Origin of the sequence: Streptomyces sindenensis, from assembly GCF_014649035.1 — a bacterium.
GTDB lineage: Bacteria > Actinomycetota > Actinomycetes > Streptomycetales > Streptomycetaceae > Streptomyces > Streptomyces sindenensis.
Genome location: NZ_BMSG01000039.1, coordinates 42843 through 59385 on the forward strand (window position 1 = coordinate 42843; position 16543 = coordinate 59385).

Below are 16543 nucleotides of genomic sequence, written 5' to 3' on the forward strand. Positions count from 1 at the left end.
ACAGCACGTGGCCGCAGCGGGCCCGCCACGTCGGTAGGGTGGCCCGTGATGTTTACCGAAAAGGGCCCCACCGTGCGCGAACTGGCCGTCCAGGCGCTCTCCTCGATCGAGCACGGTTACGACCTGCTCGCCCCGAAGTTCGACCACACGCCCTACCGCACCCCGGACCGCGTGCTCGACGCCGTCGCCGTCGAGGTGCGTCGGCTCGGCCCCTTCGACACCGGCCTCGACGTCTGCTGCGGCACCGGCGCGGGGGTGGGCGTACTCCGGCAGCTGTGCCGTGAGCGGGTTGTCGGGGTCGACTTCAGCGCGGGCATGCTCGCGGAGGCCCGGGCCGCATTCCCACCCGGGGGAGAGGGGCCGGCAGGGGAGGCCGCGGCCGCAGCGGGACCAGCCGCAGCGGGGCCAGCCGCAGGGAGGCCGGCAGTCGACTGGGTACGGGCCGACGTCCGCTCCCTGCCCTTCGCCCCCGTCTTCGATCTCGCTGTGAGCTTCGGTGCGTTCGGCCATTTCCTGCCCGCCGAACGCTTCGGCCTCTTCGCCGAGGTGTACGGATCGCTGCGGCCGGGCGGTCGGTTCGTCTTCCCGATCGGCGCCCCGCCCCCGGTGGGATCCCGCGCCTACTGGACGTTGCTCGGCTTCGACGCGGCGATGCGCGTGCGCAACGCCCTGTGGCGCCCGCGGTTCGTCATGTACTACCGCACGTTCCGGCTCGGCGACGTGCTGGAGGACCTGACGCAGGCCGGATTCGCCGTGCGGCTGATGCCGCTCACCGAACTGGGCCGCCGCCCCGACGGCAGCCCCCGCGCCCGCCTGGTGGTGGCGACCCGGGAGTGACCGCGCGGGCCGCTCATCGGTTCTCGTCCCGGGCCGCCGCCAGCAGCCCCGCCCAGTCGGGGATCTTCACCGGGCCGCGCCCCAGCGAACGGCCCAGTTCCGCCTCCGCGCGCTCGATCGACAGCCAACCGGTCCACTCCACCGGCCGCAGCCCCCACTCCCGGAGCACGGCCAGCGGATCGCCCGCCGCCGTACGCCGCGTCAGCGCGGCCGCGTCCGCCAGGAGCGAGCCCACCGTCTCCTTGGCGCAGGAGCGGTTCGAGCCGATCACCCCGGTCGGCCCCCGCTTGATCCACCCCGCCACGTACTCACCCGGCGACGGCACCCCGCCCCGCAGTACCCGGCCGGCCGCGTGCGGCACCGTTCCGCGCACCGGGTCGAACGGCAGCCCCGGAAGCTCCACCCCGCGATAGCCGACCGCCCGCAGGACGAGCTGTGCCTCGATGTCCTCGTAACGGCCGGTGTCCCGTACACCGCCCGTCCCGTCCGGGGCCGTCCGGGCGAACCGCACCCCGGCCACCCGCCCGCCGCGCTCCAGCAGTTCCACCGGCCGCAGGAAGAACCGCAGCCGGATACGGCGCCCCGCGTCACCGGCCGGGCCCCGTGCCCCGCCCGACTCGGCCCCGGCGGCACCCGCCCCGCACCCCGCCGACCAGCCGCGCAGCACCTCCAGGTTCCGCCGCACCACGGCGGGCAGCGGCAGGCCCCCGGGAAGGCCGTCCGGGGCGGCGTACGCCGGGTCGAGCGCCAGCTCCACCGGGTCGACGACGACTCGCGCTCCGGGCAGCGCTCCCAGCTCCCGCAGCTCCTTGGTGGTGAACCGGGCCTGGGAAGGGCCCCGGCGGCCCACGATGTGCACCTCGCGCACCCGGCTCTCCTCCAGCGCGCGCAGCGCGGCGCTGGGCACGTCGGTGCGGCGCAGTTCCCCGGCGCCGCGTGCCAGGATCCGGGCCACGTCGACCGCCACGTTGCCCACGCCGACCACGACGGCCGAGCGGGCGTCCAGGGCGTCCCGGGCGAACGGGTCGGCGCCGATGTCCGGGTGGGCGCTGTACCAGGAGACGAAGCGGGTGGCCGAGTAGCTGCCCGGCAGGTTCTCGCCCGGCACCGACAGCGCCCGGTCCGCCGACGCCCCGACGCAGTAGACGACCGCGTGGTACAGCTCCGCGAGCCGGGCGGGGGAGACCCCGCCGGCCCCGCCGACGCCGACGTTGCCCACGAAGGTGACCCGCTCGTCCTCCAGCACCGCCCGCAGGCTGTTCTGCAGCGACTTGATCTTCTCGTGGTCCGGGGCCACCCCGTACCGCACGAGTCCGTAAGGGGTGGGCAGCCGGTCCAGGACATGGACGCGTACATCGGGCACCAGCGACTGCTGGAGGAGGGCCTGGGCGGTGTAGACCCCGCTGGGGCCGGAACCGACGACGGCGACGGAGAGCACGGCGTACCTCTTTTCCCGAGGTGTCCTCCCGTTTCCCGAGGATTCCTCCAGGATGGCACCGCCGGGCGCGCGGAGCAGCGCAGCCGGGCGGTTCAGTCCAGCATCCCGCGCATCCGGTTGATCTCCACGGTCTGCTGGGCGACCACATCACCGGCCATCTCCTCGACGAAGATGTCGTTCCCCTCGCTGAGCGCCTCCGTGGCCATGGTGATCGCCCCCTGGTGGTGGGTGATCATCAGTTTCAGGAAGAGCTCGTCGAAGGCCGTGCCCTCGGCGGCGCGCAGCTTCCGCAGCTGGTCCTCGGTCGCCATGCCGGGCATCCGGGAGTGGTCGTGGTGCTGCTTGCGCCTGTCGCCGCCGTTTCGCTCAAGCCACCCCTCCATCGCGCCGATCTCCGGCTTCTGGCCCGCCGCTATGCGTTCCGCGAGCCGCTTGACGGCGCTCCCGGAGGCCCTTTTCGGGGCGAGTTCGGTCATCACGAGCGCTTGAGCGTGATGCTCGATCATCATCTGCGCATAGCGGAAGTCCGCGGAGTTGGCGGTGTCCCGACCGGTCTCCTCGGCGGCCTCCTCGGCGGAGAGCGTCCGGGCGGGCTCGCCCGGTCTGCCGGGCGCGACCACACCGGGACCCGCGTCCTTGGCCTTCTCCGACCTTCCGTCACCGCTGTCCGCGTCGCAGGCTCCCAGGACGAGCACGGCGGCAACCGCCGCCGCCGCGAGAGCGGTTGAGCGCAGAGCTGCGTTCCGGCGATGGATCAACACGGTGACCTCCTGTGCCACGGGGTTTGTTGCAGACCGTCCTAACACGCTTCCACCGGCCGAAGATCAAAAACTTTCCTTACGTCTCCGTTGCCATCTGTTGATGTGTACATGTGAGGGACGATACTGCCGGGGATGCATAGCCGTTCGACCCGAACGGATACAAGGGAGGACGCAGTGACCTCGTTGCACACCACCCGCGTGCGGCGCAGACGTCTGGGCGCGGTGGCAGCCGCGGCCGGACTCCTCGCCACGCTGCTGACGGCCACCACAGCGGCCGCGACCCCCGACCCGGGCGACGCCCCGGCCGAACGCGGTTCCGTCTCCAGGAGCGACCAGGCCGAGGCCAGGGCCGCGATAGCCGGCGGTGACATACCCGGCGTGGACGAGATCGTCCACAGCTCCAACATCAAGCACCTGACGAACGTGCCGAAGGGTGCCCTCACGAGCTTGAACACGGACCTCGCGTTCCAGGGGAAGTACGCGTTCGTCGGCAACTACGACGGCTTCGTCATCTACGACATCAGCAAGCCGAAGAAGCCCAGGACGGTCTCGCAGGTTCTCTGCCCCGGCGGGCAGAACGACATCTCGGTCTCCGGGAACCTGCTCTTCCTCTCGACGGACTCGTCGCGCAGCGACGACTCCTGCTCCAGCACCTCCCAGCCCGCCACGGAGAAGTCCTCCTGGGAGGGCATGAAGATCTTCGACATCAGCAACAAGCGGCAGCCCAAGTACATCGCCGCCGTCGAGACCGCCTGCGGTTCGCACACGCACACGCTGGTGCCGGACGGCAGGAAGAACGTGTACGTCTACGTCTCCTCGTACGCGCCCAACGAGGCGTTCCCGGACTGTCAGCCGCCGCACGACGGGATCTCCATCATCAAGGTGCCGCTCAAGGCGCCCCAGAAGGCCCGGGTCATCGACTTCCCGGTGCTCTTCCCGGACGGCGGCAACCCGGGAGCGCCCGAGAACCCCGGGGTCTCCAAGACGACCGGCTGCCACGACATCACGGTGCTGCCGTCGAAGGACCTGGCGGCCGGCGCCTGCATGGGTGACGGTCTGCTGTTCTCCATCGAGGACCCGGAGCGCCCGAAGATCATCGACCGGGTCCAGGACAACGTGAACTTCGCGTTCTGGCACTCGGCGACCTTCAACCAGGGCGCGAACAAGGTCGTCTTCACCGACGAGCTCGGCGGCGGCGGCGCGGCCACCTGCAACGAGCAGATCGGCCCCAAGCGCGGCGCCGACGGCATCTACGACATCGTCGGCAAGGGCGACAAGCGCAAGCTGGTCTTCCGCAGCTACTTCAAGATCGACCGCCACCAGGCCGACGCCGAGGTCTGCGTCGCCCACAACGGCTCGATCATCCCGGTGAAGGGCCGCGACCTGATGGTCCAGGCCTGGTACCAGGGTGGCATCTCCGTCTGGGACTTCACCGACTCGGCGAAGCCCGAGGAGATCGCCTTCTTCGAGCGCGGCCCGGTCACCCTCGACCGGGTCACCACGGCCGGCCCCTGGTCGGCGTACTACTACAACGGTCACATCTACTCCAGCGACATCGCCAAGGGCTTCGACGTGCTGAAGCTGGACGACCGGCGTACCGACCCGGCGGAGCGGGTGGAGCTGGACGAGCTCAACGCGCAGACCCAGCCGGACTACTTCGCCCGCTGATCCGTCAGCGCGTCGGACAGGAGGTTCGCCGGGCATTCCGGGGCCGGTGTCTCCCGGGCGGTCTTCCGCCCGCGAGACACCGGCCCCGGTGCGTGTGCCCCGCAAATTCATTGACCGATGAGCCGGGTCGGGACATCCTGGACCCCTGCGACGGCGGACCCCGCAACTCCGGTCCCCGGCGCGGTCCACGGCCATGCCCCGCGGGGCACGGCCGGAGGGTGTGCCCCGATCCGGCGACGCGGGGGATCGCCGGATCGGGCGCGATCTCTCACGGGCTGCCGGTCACGCTCCCGGTCACGGCGACGACGGCCGCAGCGGTCAGACGGCGGTGCGGACGCTCCCGCCGGCCGCGGCGGCCCACTCCACCAGCAGCCGCTGGTATTCCGCCTCGTCCTGCGGCGTCAGGGACCCGCCCGAACGCTGCCACAGGTCGCGGATCTCCGCGTTGACCTCGGCTGCGGAACGAGCGGACACGGACGACGACATCGGGGACATGCCCTCCAGGCTACGACCACGGGCGGCTTCCTTTACCCCCTCCGCGGCGGGATATGCCTCACATCCCGGACCGGTCTTCCTCGGCCCGTCCGTGGGCCTCGGCCCCTGCCCGTCGCGGGCCTCAGGCCGGGACGAGCCCCAGGGAACGCAGCCCGTCGGGCCGCTCCGGCACGGGCAGATGGTCCACGAACCGGACTTCGCAGCCCAGAGCGGCCGCACCCCCGTCCGCGACCCGGTTGTCACCCACCATGACCACGTCCGCCGGATCCCGGCCGATCAGCGCGCAGGCGATGCGGAACAGCTCCGCGGCGGGCTTCTGGAGCCCGTGCTCGAAGGACAGGGCGTAGGCGTCGACGAGGCCGTCGAGACCGTGCGCACGGAAGACCGGGCGCAGGTCCCACCCGATGTTGCTGACCACGCCGACCGCGATCCCCGCCTCCCGCAGCCCTTCCAGGACCTCCACCGCGTCCGGATAGGCCTGCCAGGCCTCCGGCCGCATATGGCGGGCGTACAGCGCGTCGTACAGCCCCGGATCGGGCAGGGCGACGGTTCGGGCCAGACCGGTGTACGCCTCGCGGTGCAGCGCGGGGGTGAGGTCCCGGCGGGCCATGGCGTCGGCCAGCCGATCCGGGACCCGGAGCGGCGGCGGACCGCCGGGGAGGGCACCGGCCTCCGTGAGCCCGGTCACGTACCGCTCGAAGTCCTCCGCCGGTACGTCGACGCCCTCCTCGCGCAGCACGGCGGCGAGCCAGTCCCGGACCGGCTCGATCCGGAACAGGGTCCCGGAGAAGTCGAACAGCACGCCTTCGGTCACCATCGGTGCGATCCCTCCCGCGGCGCCGCGAACCGGGCGTACCCGGCCGTGCTCAACGCCACCACGGCCACGCCCAGCAGAGCACCGCCCACGACATCGGTCAGCCAGTGCACCCCCAGGTATACCCGGGTCACCGCGACGCCCACCGCCGAGACCACCGCCACGGCCAGCGCCGCGCCCCACAGCCCGGGGCCCGCGCCGTACAGCCGCAGCAGCCACAGGAGCAGCCCGCAGCTCACGACGGCCGTCATCGCGTGCCCGGAGGGAAAGGCCGCGAACTGGGCCGAGTCCACCGGGTCGGGCCACTGCGGGCGCTCCCGGTCCACCGCGGCCTTCAGCCCCTGCTGGAGGCCGGTGGCGAGCAGGCTCGTCGCGGCCACCCACACGGCGAGCCGGTGCGCTCCCCGCCACCACAGGGCGACCACGGCCACCGCGATCAGGGCGCGCATGGTCCAGGGATCCCACACCCAGTCCGTCAGCACCCGGTTCACCCGGACCAGGCCGGGGTCGGCCACGGCATGCCGGTGCAGTGCGTCGGCGACCGACCGGTCCAGGGCCATCAGCGGCGACCAGCGCAGCGCCACCAGCACGAGCAGCACCACAGATGCCGCGCCGGCGACGACCCCGGCCCACAGGGCGGGTGCGGTGCGGGGGGAACGGTCCGGTGAACGGAAGGGGAAGAGGGGGGAGGACATGGGGGTGATCCTCGCGGAGGGCACCGCCCGAAGGCCAACCCGGGCACGGGACCGGGCCGGTCCGGGGAGGAGACCGAGCCGATCCGGGTACGGAACCGGGCCAACCCGGGTATGGAATGGGACCGGGCCGATCCGGGCACGGGACCGGGCCGATCCGGAGGCGGAACTCCGTCTTCCCCGGGGCTAGCCCAGGGCGCGGAGCCCCGGGACGAAGGCCACGACCACCGGGACGACCGGCACCAGCGCGGCGGCGGCCGTGAGCCGGAGCCTGCGGCCCGCCGTGAGCCGCTCGACCGGGGCCAGCAACCGGTTGACCCGGTGGGGCACTTCGGCCTGCGGGGTGGGGCAGGGGCCGAACACCCCGCGGTCCTCGTTGAGTCCGACCAGGGCGAGCGCGGTCGTCAGTCTGCCGAAGCGGCGTGATGCCACGTCGTCGGCGGCCAACTCGACCAGCCGGTGCATCTCGTCGCGGAACGCGGCGAACACCGGGATCTGGGGGAAGCCGATCGCCAGCGCGGACGAGCAGTGCAGCAACCAGTCGTGCCGGGCCTGGGCGTGCCCCTGCTCATGGGCGAGCACGGCGTCGAGCTGACGGCCCTTCAGCCGACCCAGCGCGGCGGTGGTGATGACGAGTTGCGGTGCGGTGCCGGGCAGCCACCAGGCGTCGGGGCGTTCGCCCTCCAGCACCACGAGACGGTCGGCCCCGGGCTCCTCGCCAGGCAGCAGCGGGGCGCGCACCAGCAGTTCCGCCCGACGCTGCTTGCGGCGACGCCGCGCCCGCCGGATCTCGCGCAGGAGCATCGTCCCGGACCACAGCCCGCCCAGCGCCAGCAGCACCGCGATGACCGCCGACCACGGCCCGTACGCCGCCAGGGCGTACGCCTCGACGACGGCGTGCGGGGCGGGGGCGAAGACATGGCCGCGGACCGCCTGCCAGGCGGCGGCCGCGCTCAACGTCATGGACAGGGCGAAGGACAGGAGCACCGCGGCCACCACACACTGCCAGACCCACAGGGCCACGACCGGCTCGCGCTCCGGCCACTGGGCCCGCGCCATCACGCGCGGGGTCACCAGGGCGGTCAGTGCACCGAGCAGCAGCAGCGCGAGGGAGACCAGCATGGCCTCAGCTTATGAGCGGCGGGCCGAGCGACGGTACGGCCGCGACGGTCAAGTGACGCAGGCCACTGTTTGACGGGGGTTCTGTCCCACTTCCCGTCTCACAAGGTGAGAAGCATGGCGAACATGCCGAGGCCCATCGTCAGCCGGCAGGCCGTCGCGAGCTCGGGCCGGCCGTCCGTCCCGCCCTCGAAACCGCCCGGCCCCCGGCCGATGGCACCCGTGCCGCCGACCGGGGTCACAGCGGCCCCCGGCAGCAGCCGGCCCGCCGAGCCCAGCACGTAGAACGCGTAGTAGACGAGCAGAGCCCCGGTCAGCAGGGGTATGCCGCCCGCTCCCGACGCCGCCCCGTGTCCGGCGTGGCCGCCCCCGCCGCCCGTCACCGCCGGGGCCATCGCCACGGCCATGTAGACCATGGCCAGCGAGCCGATCAGATGGTGCAGGTGGTGACCGCCGCGCAGGGCGGGCCGCAGCGCCCGCAGCGCGGCGGCGCCGAACAGCACCGCGTACACCGCCCAGGCCCAGCCCGGGGGCGACAGCACCGCCGCCGGGACGGCCATCGCCGCCATCCCGAAACCCATGAGCGCCTCGGAGCGCGCGGCGCGGCGTTCCCGACGCGTCCCGGTGCGGGTGCGCGGCAGGCAGTAAGCGCCACTCACCGCGCACAACACCATCAGCAGCCAGCCCGTCGCAGCCCCTCCGTGCACGGCGCGCCTCCCCCCCGTCGGACCTTCGGCACTGTTGCGGGTCGCCCCCATCGCTGCCCACCCGGACGCCGCCGAACCCGGCGCACAGGGGAGTGAAGGGAGCGCTCCGGGGCCCGCCGGGGGCGCTCCGGGTCGCGTTACCCTCGACCGGACGCGCGACAGCGACCGTACGCACGGCGGCACGCCGGCTCGCACGGCAGCAGAGGAACGGAGAGCCCCACCATGGACACCGCCACGCCCGACTCGGCCCGGCTGACCTTCCGTGACGCGACCGAGGCCGACGTCCCGGCGCTGGTGGTCCTGATCGAGTCCGCCTACCGGGGTGACTCCAGCCGCGCCGGCTGGACCACCGAGGCCGACATCCTCCAGGGGCAGCGGACCGACGAACAGGGTGTGCGCGACGTCATCGACGCTCCGGCGAGCAGGCTCATCGCGGTCGAGCGCGGCGGCGAACTCGTCGCCTGCTGTCAGCTCGAACACCGGGGCGACGCGGCCTACTTCGGCATGTTCGCGGTACGGCCCGGACTCCAGGGCGGCGGACTCGGCAAGCTGATCATCGCCGAGGCGGAGCGCACGGCGAAGGCGGGCTGGGACGTCGGCGAGATGCACATGACGGTCATCTCCGTGCGCGACGACCTGATCGCCTGGTACGAGCGCCGCGGCTACCGCCGTACGGGATCGCTCACCCCGTTCCCGTACGGCGACGAGCGCTTCGGCATTCCGCAGCGCGACGATCTGTTCTTCGAACTCCTCGTCAAGAGCATCTGACGGTCCGCCGGGCCGACCGCGTCGGACCGCCGCGCCCTTAAGCGGTGAAGCGGCCGGTGCGGCGGATCTCGGGGAAGTCGGTCGTCGCGCCGTCCAAGTTCAGGGCCCGGGCCAGGCGCAGGTGGTCCTGCGTGTTCACCACCCAGCCGATCACCTTCAGGCTCTCGGAGTGCGCCCGCTCCACCACCTCCAGGGTGAGGCGGCGGATGTTCAGCGCGAGCGTCGCCGCACCCGCCGCCTTCGCCCGGTCCACCACGTCCGCGCCCCAGCGGCTGGCGATGAGGACCGTCCGCACGCCGGGCACCAGCCGGGCGATCTCGGTGACGGCCTCGTCGTGGAACGAGGACACCTCCACCCGGCCGACGAGATCGCGCTCCAGCATCACGTCCGCCAGCGCGCGGGCCGCCGCCACATCCTTGATCTCCGCCTGGAGCGGGGAGGAGACGGCCTCCAGCACCTCCTCGAAGACGGGAATCCGCTCGCCCCGCCCGGCGTCGAGCTCACGCAGCTCCGCCAGGGTCTTGGCCGCGATCGGTCCGGTGCCGTCCGTCGTGCGGTCCACGTCCGCGTCGTGCATCACGGCGAGCGCGCCGTCCTTGCTGAGATGGAGATCCAGCTCGATGGCGTCCATGCCGGACGCCTCGGCGCGGACGAAGGAGCGCAGGGTGTTCTCGGGCTCGACGCCCATCACTCCGCGATGACCCAGGGTGAGAAATGACAAGGCGACCTCGTTTCCGTCGGCGGCTTCCCGTCGACTGCTCCTGCCCGCGCTGAGGTACGGCAATACGGCACTGGGGAGGGTAACGGCCCGGGCGCGGGATGTCCCACGCCGAGCGGGCCGGGACGCCCGGATTCGAGCAACACTGCGGGAACTGCGCGCCTGCCCGATATTTCACAGGAAAAACAGCGGCGACGATGAGGATGCGCAGGATAATTTTCAGGGCTCGCCTTGCCGTGGGGAAGCCTGCCCAGCTACGGTGATGTCACGCGAGGTTCTCCCGTGAAGGAAGTGTTATGACGGAAATTCTTGTGCACGACGCCACCGACGGCGCGATAGCTACGGCCCCCCGGGTCGTCGAGCACCCGGCCTGGCCCGTGCTCAGGGATGCCGTCGAGGAGATCCGGCCCTGGCAGTCCGAGGACGGATCCATCGACTTCGAGGCCGACGGCGCCCCGACCCCGGCCGACGTCGAGCGCGTCCTCGACCGGGTCATCGGTGCGGTCGAGGAGCTGTCCCCGCTCCTTCCGCACGACGCCGCCTACCACCGTGCGCTCGTCACCGACCTGCGCCGCTGGGCCGCCGACGGCTTCCGCGTCCCCGACTTCCTGGACTCGCTGCTCGCCTTCCAGCCCGCGAAGACGCGGGCCGACGGTCTCCAGCACCTCGTCGTCTTCGCGATGTACACGCAGAACGGCAACCCCGACCGCAACCTCGAAGCGGTCGTCCTCAAGATGGTCTGGCCCGAGTGGCTCGCCGACCTGGAGGCGAACCGCTACGACAACCCGCTCTTCTGCGGGATCACCTTCGAGGACTTCACCTCCGGCTACGACACCAACTCCGCGGTGCTCTTCCCGGAGACCATCGCCGTGCGCGAGGCCCCCGAGCGGTTCAGCTGGGGCGGCATCTTCTGCGACCGCGAGGCGGCCCGCTTCCGCCGTGTCACCGAGGCCTCCGTCGAACTGCTCGGCCTGGAGCTGCCGGACGACATCCGCGAGATGATCGGCGACCAGAAGCGCTGCGAGCAGGCGTTCGTCCTGTGGGACATGGTCCACGACCGCACCCACAGCCACGGCGACCTGCCGTTCGACCCGTTCATGATCAAGCAGCGTCAGCCGTTCTGGATGTACGGCCTGGAGGAGCTGCGCTGCGACCTCACCGCCTTCAAGGAGGCCGTGAAGCTGGAGTCCGAGGGCAACGCCCACGGCCGCGACGTCCAGTACGCCGTCCTCTTCGACCGGATGTTCCGCTTCCCCGTCTCCGGCGAGCGCGTCCGCAACTACGACGGCCTCGGCGGCCAGCTGCTCTTCGCCTACCTCCACAAGCACGACGTCGTCCGCTGGACCGACAACACCCTGAAGATCGACTGGGAGCGTGCCCCGCAGGTCACCAACCAGCTCTGCGGCGAGATCGAGCAGCTCTACCGCGACGGCATCGACCGCCCCAAGCTGGTCCACTGGTTCGCCGCGTACGACCTCGTCTCCACCTACCTCGCCCCGCACCCGGGATCGCGCTGGGCCAAGGGCCCCGACGCTCTCGACCTCTCACTTCCTCCTCGCAAGCTCGTCGACGACGTGCTTCCGGACGAGTTTCCCCTGAGCATGTTCTATGAGGCGCTCGCCAAGAAGCTGAAGAACGTGATTGCCTCCACCAAGGGAATCACCGCGGCGAACGACGAGCGGGCAGCCGCGTGAACCATTCTCCCGAGGAGGCGGTGGCCATGAACGGAAACGGCACGGGCGAGGGGACGGGTGCGCTCGAAGGAGCCGTGGTCGCGGTCGCCGGAGCGGCGGGACCCGCGGGCCGCGCGACGCTGCTGCGACTCGCCGAGGCGGGCGCCACCGTCGTCGGCTGCGACGCCAATCCCGAACGGCTCGCCGAGGCGGTGGACGCCGCCCGGTACGCCCACGGGGGCGCGACCGTCACCGGCGAGACCGTCGACCTGCTCGACCTCGACGCCACCCGGGACTGGGCCAAGCGCACCGAGGCCGAGTTCGGCCGCATCGACGGCCTGGTCCACCTCGTCGGCGGCTGGCGCGGCAGCAAGTCGTTCCAGGAGACCGTCCTGTCCGACTGGGACGCCCTGGAGAAGCTGCTCATCCGCACCGTCCAGTCGACCTCGCTGGCCTTCCAGGAGGCCCTGGAGCGCAGCGACAAGGGCCGCTATCTCCTGATCAGCGCCGCCGGAGCCAGCAAGCCCACCGCGGGCAACGCCGCCTACTCCGCCGCCAAGGCCGCGGCCGAGGCGTGGACCCTCGCGCTCGGCGACGCCTTCCGCAAGGCCGGGGGCGAGGACGGCCCGCGTACCGCTGCTGCCATCCTGGTGGTCAAGGCACTGGTGAACGACGCGATGCGCGCCGAGCGCCCCAATGCGAAGTTCGCGGGCTTCACCGACGTCACGGAGCTGGCCGAGGCCATCGCCGGCGTCTGGGACGAGCCCGCCCCCGAAGTGAACGGAAAGCGCCTGTGGCTGACCCCGCAACCGTGAGGACCGACGCGCGACGTCACCACGATCCGCAGGTACGCGGCTTCGCCAGTGACAACTACGCCGGAGCGCACCCGGAGGTCCTCGCGGCCATCGCGCTGGCCAACGGCGGCCACCAGGTCGCCTACGGCGAGGACGACTACACCGGTCACCTCCAGCGCGTCATGCACAGCCACTTCGGCCCCACCGCCGAGGCCTTCCCGGTCTTCAACGGCACCGGAGCCAACGTGGTCGCCCTCCAGGCGCTCACCGACCGCTGGGGAGCGGTCATCTGCGCCGAGTCCGCGCACATCAACGTGGACGAGGGCGGCGCGCCCGAACGCATGGGCGGCCTGAAGCTCCTCACCGTGCCCACCCCGGACGGCAAGCTCACCCCCGAGCTCATCGACCGGCAGGCGTACGGCTGGGACGACGAGCACCGGGCCATGCCGCAGGTCGTCTCGATCACCCAGAACACCGAGCTGGGCACCGTCTACACCCCCGACGAGATCCGGGCCATCTGCGACCACGCCCACGAGCGCGGCATGAAGGTGCACCTGGACGGGGCCCGGATAGCCAACGCCGCCGCCTCCCTGGACGTGCCGATGCGGACGTTCACCAACACGGTCGGCGTCGATGTGCTGTCTTTCGGCGGCACGAAGAACGGCGCGCTGTTCGGCGAGGCCGTCGTCGTGCTCAACCCGGACGCGGTGCGGGCGATGAAGCACCTGCGCAAGCTCTCCATGCAGCTCGCCTCCAAGATGCGCTTCGTCTCCGTCCAGCTGGAGGCGCTGCTCGCCAAGGACCTGTGGCTGCGCAACGCCCGGCACGCCAACGCCATGGCCCAGCGCCTCGCCGAGGGCGTCCGGGCGATCGACGGGGTGGAGATCCTCTACCCGGTCCAGGCCAACGCCGTGTTCGCCCGGCTCCCGCACGCGGTCACCGAGCGGCTCCAGGAGCGCTTCCGCTTCTACTTCTGGGACGAGGCGGCCGGAGACGTCCGCTGGATGTGCGCCTTCGACACCCGCGAGGACGACGTCGACGCCTTCCTTCAGGCGATCAAGGAAGAGATGGCGAGGTAGCACACTCCTTGCCCAATGCATGACTATGCGGTCGACCGGAAATCAATTGATCTCCGATCGACCGCTTCGTACGCTCCGGGACCATGCAGCTGATCCAGCAGTCCCCGGACATCGCCGCCTATCTGGCCGCCGACGAAGCCATCGACCATCACCACCCCCGGGTGCGGGAGGTGGCGGCCGGCCTGGCTCGTGAAGCCGACGACGCATACGCATACGCCCGTGCCGCCTTCACCTACGTACGCGACACCGTCCCGCACTCCGCGGACTCCGGCGATCCACGCGTCACCTGGCGCGCCTCCGACGTCCTCGCCACCCGCAACGGCATCTGCTACGCCAAGTCCATCGCGCTCACCGCGCTCCTCCGGGCCCACGCCGTCCCGGCCGGCCTCTGCTACCAGCGCCTCGCCGACGACGACGGGTCCAACCCCGTGGTCCACGGCCTGGTCGCGCTCAGGCTGCCCGGACACGACCGCTGGGCACGGGTGGACCCCCGGGGCAACAAACCGGGCATCGACGCGCGGTTCTCGCTGGAGGAGGAGCGGCTGGCGTGGACGGTACGCGAACACCTCGGGGAAGTGGACTACCCGACCGTCCACGCCGCAGCGCCGCCCGGAATCCTCCGCGCGCTGAGAAGCGCCCGGGACCGCACGGAACTCTGGCAGACCCTCCCCACGCACCTCTGAACGCACCCCGGGCCCCCGGCGTGCGTACGCGCCGGGGGCCCGGGGAAAGGGAGCGGAGAAGGCCGGTCAGCCGAGCTCGCGCGCCTCGGCGGGGGTCGGAGCCGTACCGCCGAGATGGGCCGGCACCCACCAGGTGTCGCTCGCGTCCTTCGGACGCACCGGATAGGCCCGCTGCGCCGCCTCCAGCAGCTCCTGGACCCGCTCCCGCAGCCGCCGGGTGATGGCGCCCGCGTACTGGTCGGCGGGTGCCTCCACGGGCTCGCCGACCCGGATCGTGACCGGGATGTGGCTGCGGGAGAAGTTGCGGGGCCGGCCCTTCGTCCAGAGCCGCTGCGTGCCCCAGAGTGCCATCGGGATCAGCGGAACCCCGGCTTCCTGGGCCAGGCGCGCGGCGCCCGACTTGAAGCTCTTCAGCGTGAAGGACTGCGAGATGGTGGCCTCGGGGAACACCCCGACGATCTCGCCGGAGCGCAGCGACCGCAGCGCGTGCGCGTAGGCGTCCTCGCCCTGCTTGCGGTCGACCGGGATGTGCTTCATCCCGCGCATCAGCGGACCGGAGATCCTGTGCCGGAAGACCGATTCCTTCGCCATGAACCGGACGAGCCGCTTCTGCGGAAGAGCCCCGAGGCCGGTGAAGATGAAGTCGAGATAGCTGATGTGGTTGCTGACCAGCACCGCACCACCGGTCTTCGGGATGTGCTCCGAACCCTGAGTGTCGATCTTCAGGTCGAGCGCCTTGAACATGGTGCGAGCGGCGCCGATGACCGGTCGATAGACGAGTTCTGCCATCTGAGGAAGACCCTTCTTCAGTGCCTGGGGAGGGTTCTCCCGGCGGAAGTTACGCAGCCGTAGGTTTTCGGCATTGTGGCGATGGTGCCCCATGCGCGGGCCCCTGGCCAGTCCCGGCGGACGCGGAGCGCGAGATTCTCGTCACGTGCGCGTGACCCGCACGCTGCGGGAATGCCGGGGCGGCAGCCGGTGCTGACCCCTGACGAAGAGCTCTGATCAGGAGGCACCAGGTGGACCGCCGGAACCGCGGACAGCGACTCGACGCCGACCGACTCGGCGCGGAGCTGGGGGAACGGGCGACGCTCGTCCAGTTCTCCAGCGCCTTTTGCCAGCCCTGCCGGGCCACCCGCCGTACGCTCGCCGAGGTGGCCGCAATGGTCGACGGGGTCGCCCACGTCGAGATCGACGCCGAGGACCGGCTCGCGCTGGTGCGGGAGCTGGACATCACGAAGACGCCGACCGTCCTGGTGCTCGACGCCGAGGGCGAGGTGGTCCGCCGGGCGTCCGGCCAGCCCCGCAAGGTCGACGTCGTCGCGGCGCTGGGGCACGCCATATGACGGACCGTGATCCATCTCGCACCTTCCGGAACCCTCTTGACCGCACGTACCACGCATCGTCAGTCTGACGTTATGCCGCCAGAAATCCTTCTCCACGGCCGGGTCCACGTGGACCTCGCACGCTGCGCGAGTGCTCGCTGTCCGGGTGTCTGAGCACCCACGGACCCGCATGCCACCCCCGCAGAAGGACACGTCCATGACGGCAACGCCCGACCTCGCCCCCGCCCCGGCGGTCGCCACGCCCGAACTCTTCCGCTCCGTCTTCCGCCGCCACGCCGCGGGCGTCGCCGTGATCACGGCCGCGGGGGAGCGTCCGGTCGGCTTCACCGCCACCTCGCTGACCTCCGTCGCCGCCGAACCCCCGCTGATCTCCTTCGGGATCGGTACGTCGTCCTCCAGCTGGCCCGTACTGTCCGACGCCGCGCACGTCGGCGTCCACATACTCGGCGAGCACCAGCGGGAACTGGCCGCGACCTTCGCCCGCAGCGGAGCCGACCGCTTCGGCCCGTCGACCGACTGGAGCAGCGGCCCCGAAGGCGTTCCGCTGCTGGCGGACGTGTCCGCCTGGCTGGTCTGCCGGGTCGTGAGCCGGGTCCCGGCCGGGGACCACCGCATCGTCATCGCCGAAGCCGTGGCGGGCTCGCCCTCGGGGGCCGCCCGCCCGCTGGTCTATCACCAGGGACGGTTCACGGCTCTGCGAGACTGAGGTCACGCACGCACGGGTCCGCCGCGTTGGCAAGGTCACAGTGCGGTGCGCTTGCTCAGGGGTAACAGCCTGGGTGTACTGGCGAGTAATATCGGCCTCGGAGCCTCGGTCGTCCTGACCGGATCCGGCCCGACAAGGCGCCTATGCTGCGTGCAACAAGGCAGCCCGGAAATGACGATGCAGTAGGAGAGCCGGCGTGAGCTTGAGGATCGTTGTCTGTGTGAAGTACGTGCCCGACGCGACCG

At 71.5% G+C, this 16543-nt stretch carries 18 protein-coding genes; 9 read left to right on the plus strand and 9 right to left on the minus strand.

Features of this window, described 5'->3' with window-relative positions; translation table 11 throughout:
* Positions 1-48: 48 nt before the first annotated feature.
* The gene (locus IE145_RS29450; protein ID WP_189528481.1) at positions 49-837 is read left to right on the plus strand and encodes a class I SAM-dependent methyltransferase; all 789 of its coding nucleotides are present in this window, start codon (positions 49-51) and stop codon (positions 835-837) included.
* A gap of 13 nt (positions 838-850) precedes the next feature.
* Here IE145_RS29450 and IE145_RS29455 read toward each other — a convergent pair whose 3' ends face one another.
* Positions 851-2275 carry an FAD-dependent oxidoreductase gene (locus tag IE145_RS29455; RefSeq protein ID WP_189528482.1) on the minus strand — a complete coding sequence of 475 codons (1425 nt, stop codon included), beginning with the start codon at positions 2273-2275 and terminating at the stop codon, positions 851-853.
* A 92-nt stretch (positions 2276-2367) separates the two neighbouring features.
* Positions 2368-3054 carry a DUF305 domain-containing protein gene (locus IE145_RS29460; RefSeq protein WP_189528483.1) on the minus strand — a complete coding sequence of 229 codons (687 nt, stop codon included), beginning with the start codon at positions 3052-3054 and terminating at the stop codon, positions 2368-2370.
* Positions 3055-3210: 156 nt separating this feature from the next.
* Between IE145_RS29460 and IE145_RS29465 the strand changes: the two genes are divergently transcribed.
* The gene (locus IE145_RS29465; RefSeq protein ID WP_189528484.1) at positions 3211-4704 is read left to right on the plus strand and encodes an LVIVD repeat-containing protein; all 1494 of its coding nucleotides are present in this window, start codon (positions 3211-3213) and stop codon (positions 4702-4704) included.
* 318 nt (positions 4705-5022) lie between these two features.
* Here the strand turns inward: IE145_RS29465 and IE145_RS29470 are convergent, their stop codons facing one another.
* The 5 genes from IE145_RS29470 to IE145_RS29490 form a co-directional block, all read right to left on the minus strand.
* A complete protein-coding gene (locus tag IE145_RS29470) occupies positions 5023-5199 on the minus strand; it encodes a hypothetical protein (RefSeq protein WP_175468479.1) in 177 nt (58 codons plus the stop codon).
* Positions 5200-5320: 121 nt separating this feature from the next.
* Complete coding sequence (locus IE145_RS29475; RefSeq protein ID WP_189528485.1) at positions 5321-6016, minus strand: HAD family hydrolase; 696 nt, start codon at positions 6014-6016, stop codon at positions 5321-5323.
* A complete protein-coding gene (locus IE145_RS29480) occupies positions 6010-6708 on the minus strand; it encodes a phosphatase PAP2 family protein (RefSeq protein ID WP_189528486.1) in 699 nt (232 codons plus the stop codon). Before IE145_RS29480 ends, IE145_RS29475 begins: the two co-directional genes overlap by 7 nt.
* Before the next feature lie 183 nt (positions 6709-6891).
* Complete coding sequence (locus IE145_RS29485; RefSeq protein ID WP_189528487.1) at positions 6892-7827, minus strand: M56 family metallopeptidase; 936 nt, start codon at positions 7825-7827, stop codon at positions 6892-6894.
* A gap of 98 nt (positions 7828-7925) precedes the next feature.
* On the minus strand, positions 7926-8531 hold the full coding sequence (locus IE145_RS29490) for a DUF5134 domain-containing protein (protein ID WP_189528488.1): 606 nt from the start codon (positions 8529-8531) through the stop codon (positions 7926-7928).
* A 222-nt stretch (positions 8532-8753) separates the two neighbouring features.
* Between IE145_RS29490 and IE145_RS29495 the strand changes: the two genes are divergently transcribed.
* On the plus strand, positions 8754-9299 hold the full coding sequence (locus IE145_RS29495; RefSeq protein WP_189528489.1) for a GNAT family N-acetyltransferase: 546 nt from the start codon (positions 8754-8756) through the stop codon (positions 9297-9299).
* A gap of 37 nt (positions 9300-9336) precedes the next feature.
* On the opposite strand, the gene IE145_RS29500 is transcribed toward IE145_RS29495, so the two are convergent.
* Positions 9337-10020 carry a glycerophosphodiester phosphodiesterase gene (locus tag IE145_RS29500; RefSeq protein ID WP_189528490.1) on the minus strand — a complete coding sequence of 228 codons (684 nt, stop codon included), beginning with the start codon at positions 10018-10020 and terminating at the stop codon, positions 9337-9339.
* 293 nt (positions 10021-10313) lie between these two features.
* On the opposite strand from IE145_RS29500, the gene IE145_RS29505 reads away from it, so the two are divergent.
* The 4 genes from IE145_RS29505 to IE145_RS29520 all read left to right on the plus strand — a co-directional run bounded on the left by IE145_RS29505 (position 10314) and on the right by IE145_RS29520 (position 14246).
* Positions 10314-11711, plus strand: coding sequence for a DUF6421 family protein (locus IE145_RS29505; RefSeq protein WP_189528491.1), 1398 nt, complete (start codon positions 10314-10316; stop codon positions 11709-11711).
* A 26-nt stretch (positions 11712-11737) separates the two neighbouring features.
* Complete coding sequence (locus IE145_RS29510) at positions 11738-12505, plus strand: SDR family NAD(P)-dependent oxidoreductase (protein ID WP_189528492.1); 768 nt, start codon at positions 11738-11740, stop codon at positions 12503-12505.
* Positions 12502-13563: a threonine aldolase family protein gene (locus tag IE145_RS29515; protein ID WP_176711574.1), complete on the plus strand. Its 1062-nt coding sequence runs from the start codon at positions 12502-12504 to the stop codon at positions 13561-13563. The genes IE145_RS29510 and IE145_RS29515 overlap by 4 nt, the downstream gene beginning before the upstream one ends.
* Before the next feature lie 83 nt (positions 13564-13646).
* Entirely contained in the window at positions 13647-14246 is a 600-nt protein-coding gene (locus IE145_RS29520) for a transglutaminase-like domain-containing protein (protein ID WP_189528493.1), read from the plus strand.
* A gap of 66 nt (positions 14247-14312) precedes the next feature.
* Here the strand turns inward: IE145_RS29520 and IE145_RS29525 are convergent, their stop codons facing one another.
* Positions 14313-15035, minus strand: coding sequence for a lysophospholipid acyltransferase family protein (locus IE145_RS29525; RefSeq protein ID WP_189528494.1), 723 nt, complete (start codon positions 15033-15035; stop codon positions 14313-14315).
* A gap of 230 nt (positions 15036-15265) precedes the next feature.
* Here IE145_RS29525 and IE145_RS29530 point away from each other — a divergent pair, with 230 nt between their 5' ends.
* Positions 15266-15592 carry a TlpA family protein disulfide reductase gene (locus IE145_RS29530; protein ID WP_189528495.1) on the plus strand — a complete coding sequence of 109 codons (327 nt, stop codon included), beginning with the start codon at positions 15266-15268 and terminating at the stop codon, positions 15590-15592.
* 196 nt (positions 15593-15788) lie between these two features.
* On the plus strand, positions 15789-16298 hold the full coding sequence (locus tag IE145_RS29535; protein ID WP_189528496.1) for a flavin reductase family protein: 510 nt from the start codon (positions 15789-15791) through the stop codon (positions 16296-16298).
* Positions 16299-16543 lie beyond the last annotated feature (245 nt).

Bases quoted from the DNA above. Each gene is read 5' to 3' on its own strand.
- IE145_RS29485 (WP_189528487.1), bottom strand. From the start codon at position 7,827: ATGCTGGTCTCCCTCGCGCTGCTGCTGCTCGGTGCACTGACCGCCCTG.
- IE145_RS29495 (WP_189528489.1), top strand. From the start codon at position 8,754: ATGGACACCGCCACGCCCGACTCGGCCCGGCTGACCTTCCGTGACGCG.
- IE145_RS29510 (WP_189528492.1), top strand. From the start codon at position 11,738: ATGAACGGAAACGGCACGGGCGAGGGGACGGGTGCGCTCGAAGGAGCC.
- IE145_RS29535 (WP_189528496.1), top strand. From the start codon at position 15,789: ATGACGGCAACGCCCGACCTCGCCCCCGCCCCGGCGGTCGCCACGCCC.
- IE145_RS29505 (WP_189528491.1), top strand. From the start codon at position 10,314: ATGACGGAAATTCTTGTGCACGACGCCACCGACGGCGCGATAGCTACG.
- IE145_RS29520 (WP_189528493.1), top strand. From the start codon at position 13,647: ATGCAGCTGATCCAGCAGTCCCCGGACATCGCCGCCTATCTGGCCGCC.
- IE145_RS29525 (WP_189528494.1), bottom strand. From the start codon at position 15,035: ATGGCAGAACTCGTCTATCGACCGGTCATCGGCGCCGCTCGCACCATG.
- IE145_RS29450 (WP_189528481.1), top strand. From the start codon at position 49: ATGTTTACCGAAAAGGGCCCCACCGTGCGCGAACTGGCCGTCCAGGCG.
- IE145_RS29470 (WP_175468479.1), bottom strand. From the start codon at position 5,199: ATGTCCCCGATGTCGTCGTCCGTGTCCGCTCGTTCCGCAGCCGAGGTC.
- IE145_RS29475 (WP_189528485.1), bottom strand. From the start codon at position 6,016: ATGGTGACCGAAGGCGTGCTGTTCGACTTCTCCGGGACCCTGTTCCGG.
- IE145_RS29480 (WP_189528486.1), bottom strand. From the start codon at position 6,708: ATGTCCTCCCCCCTCTTCCCCTTCCGTTCACCGGACCGTTCCCCCCGC.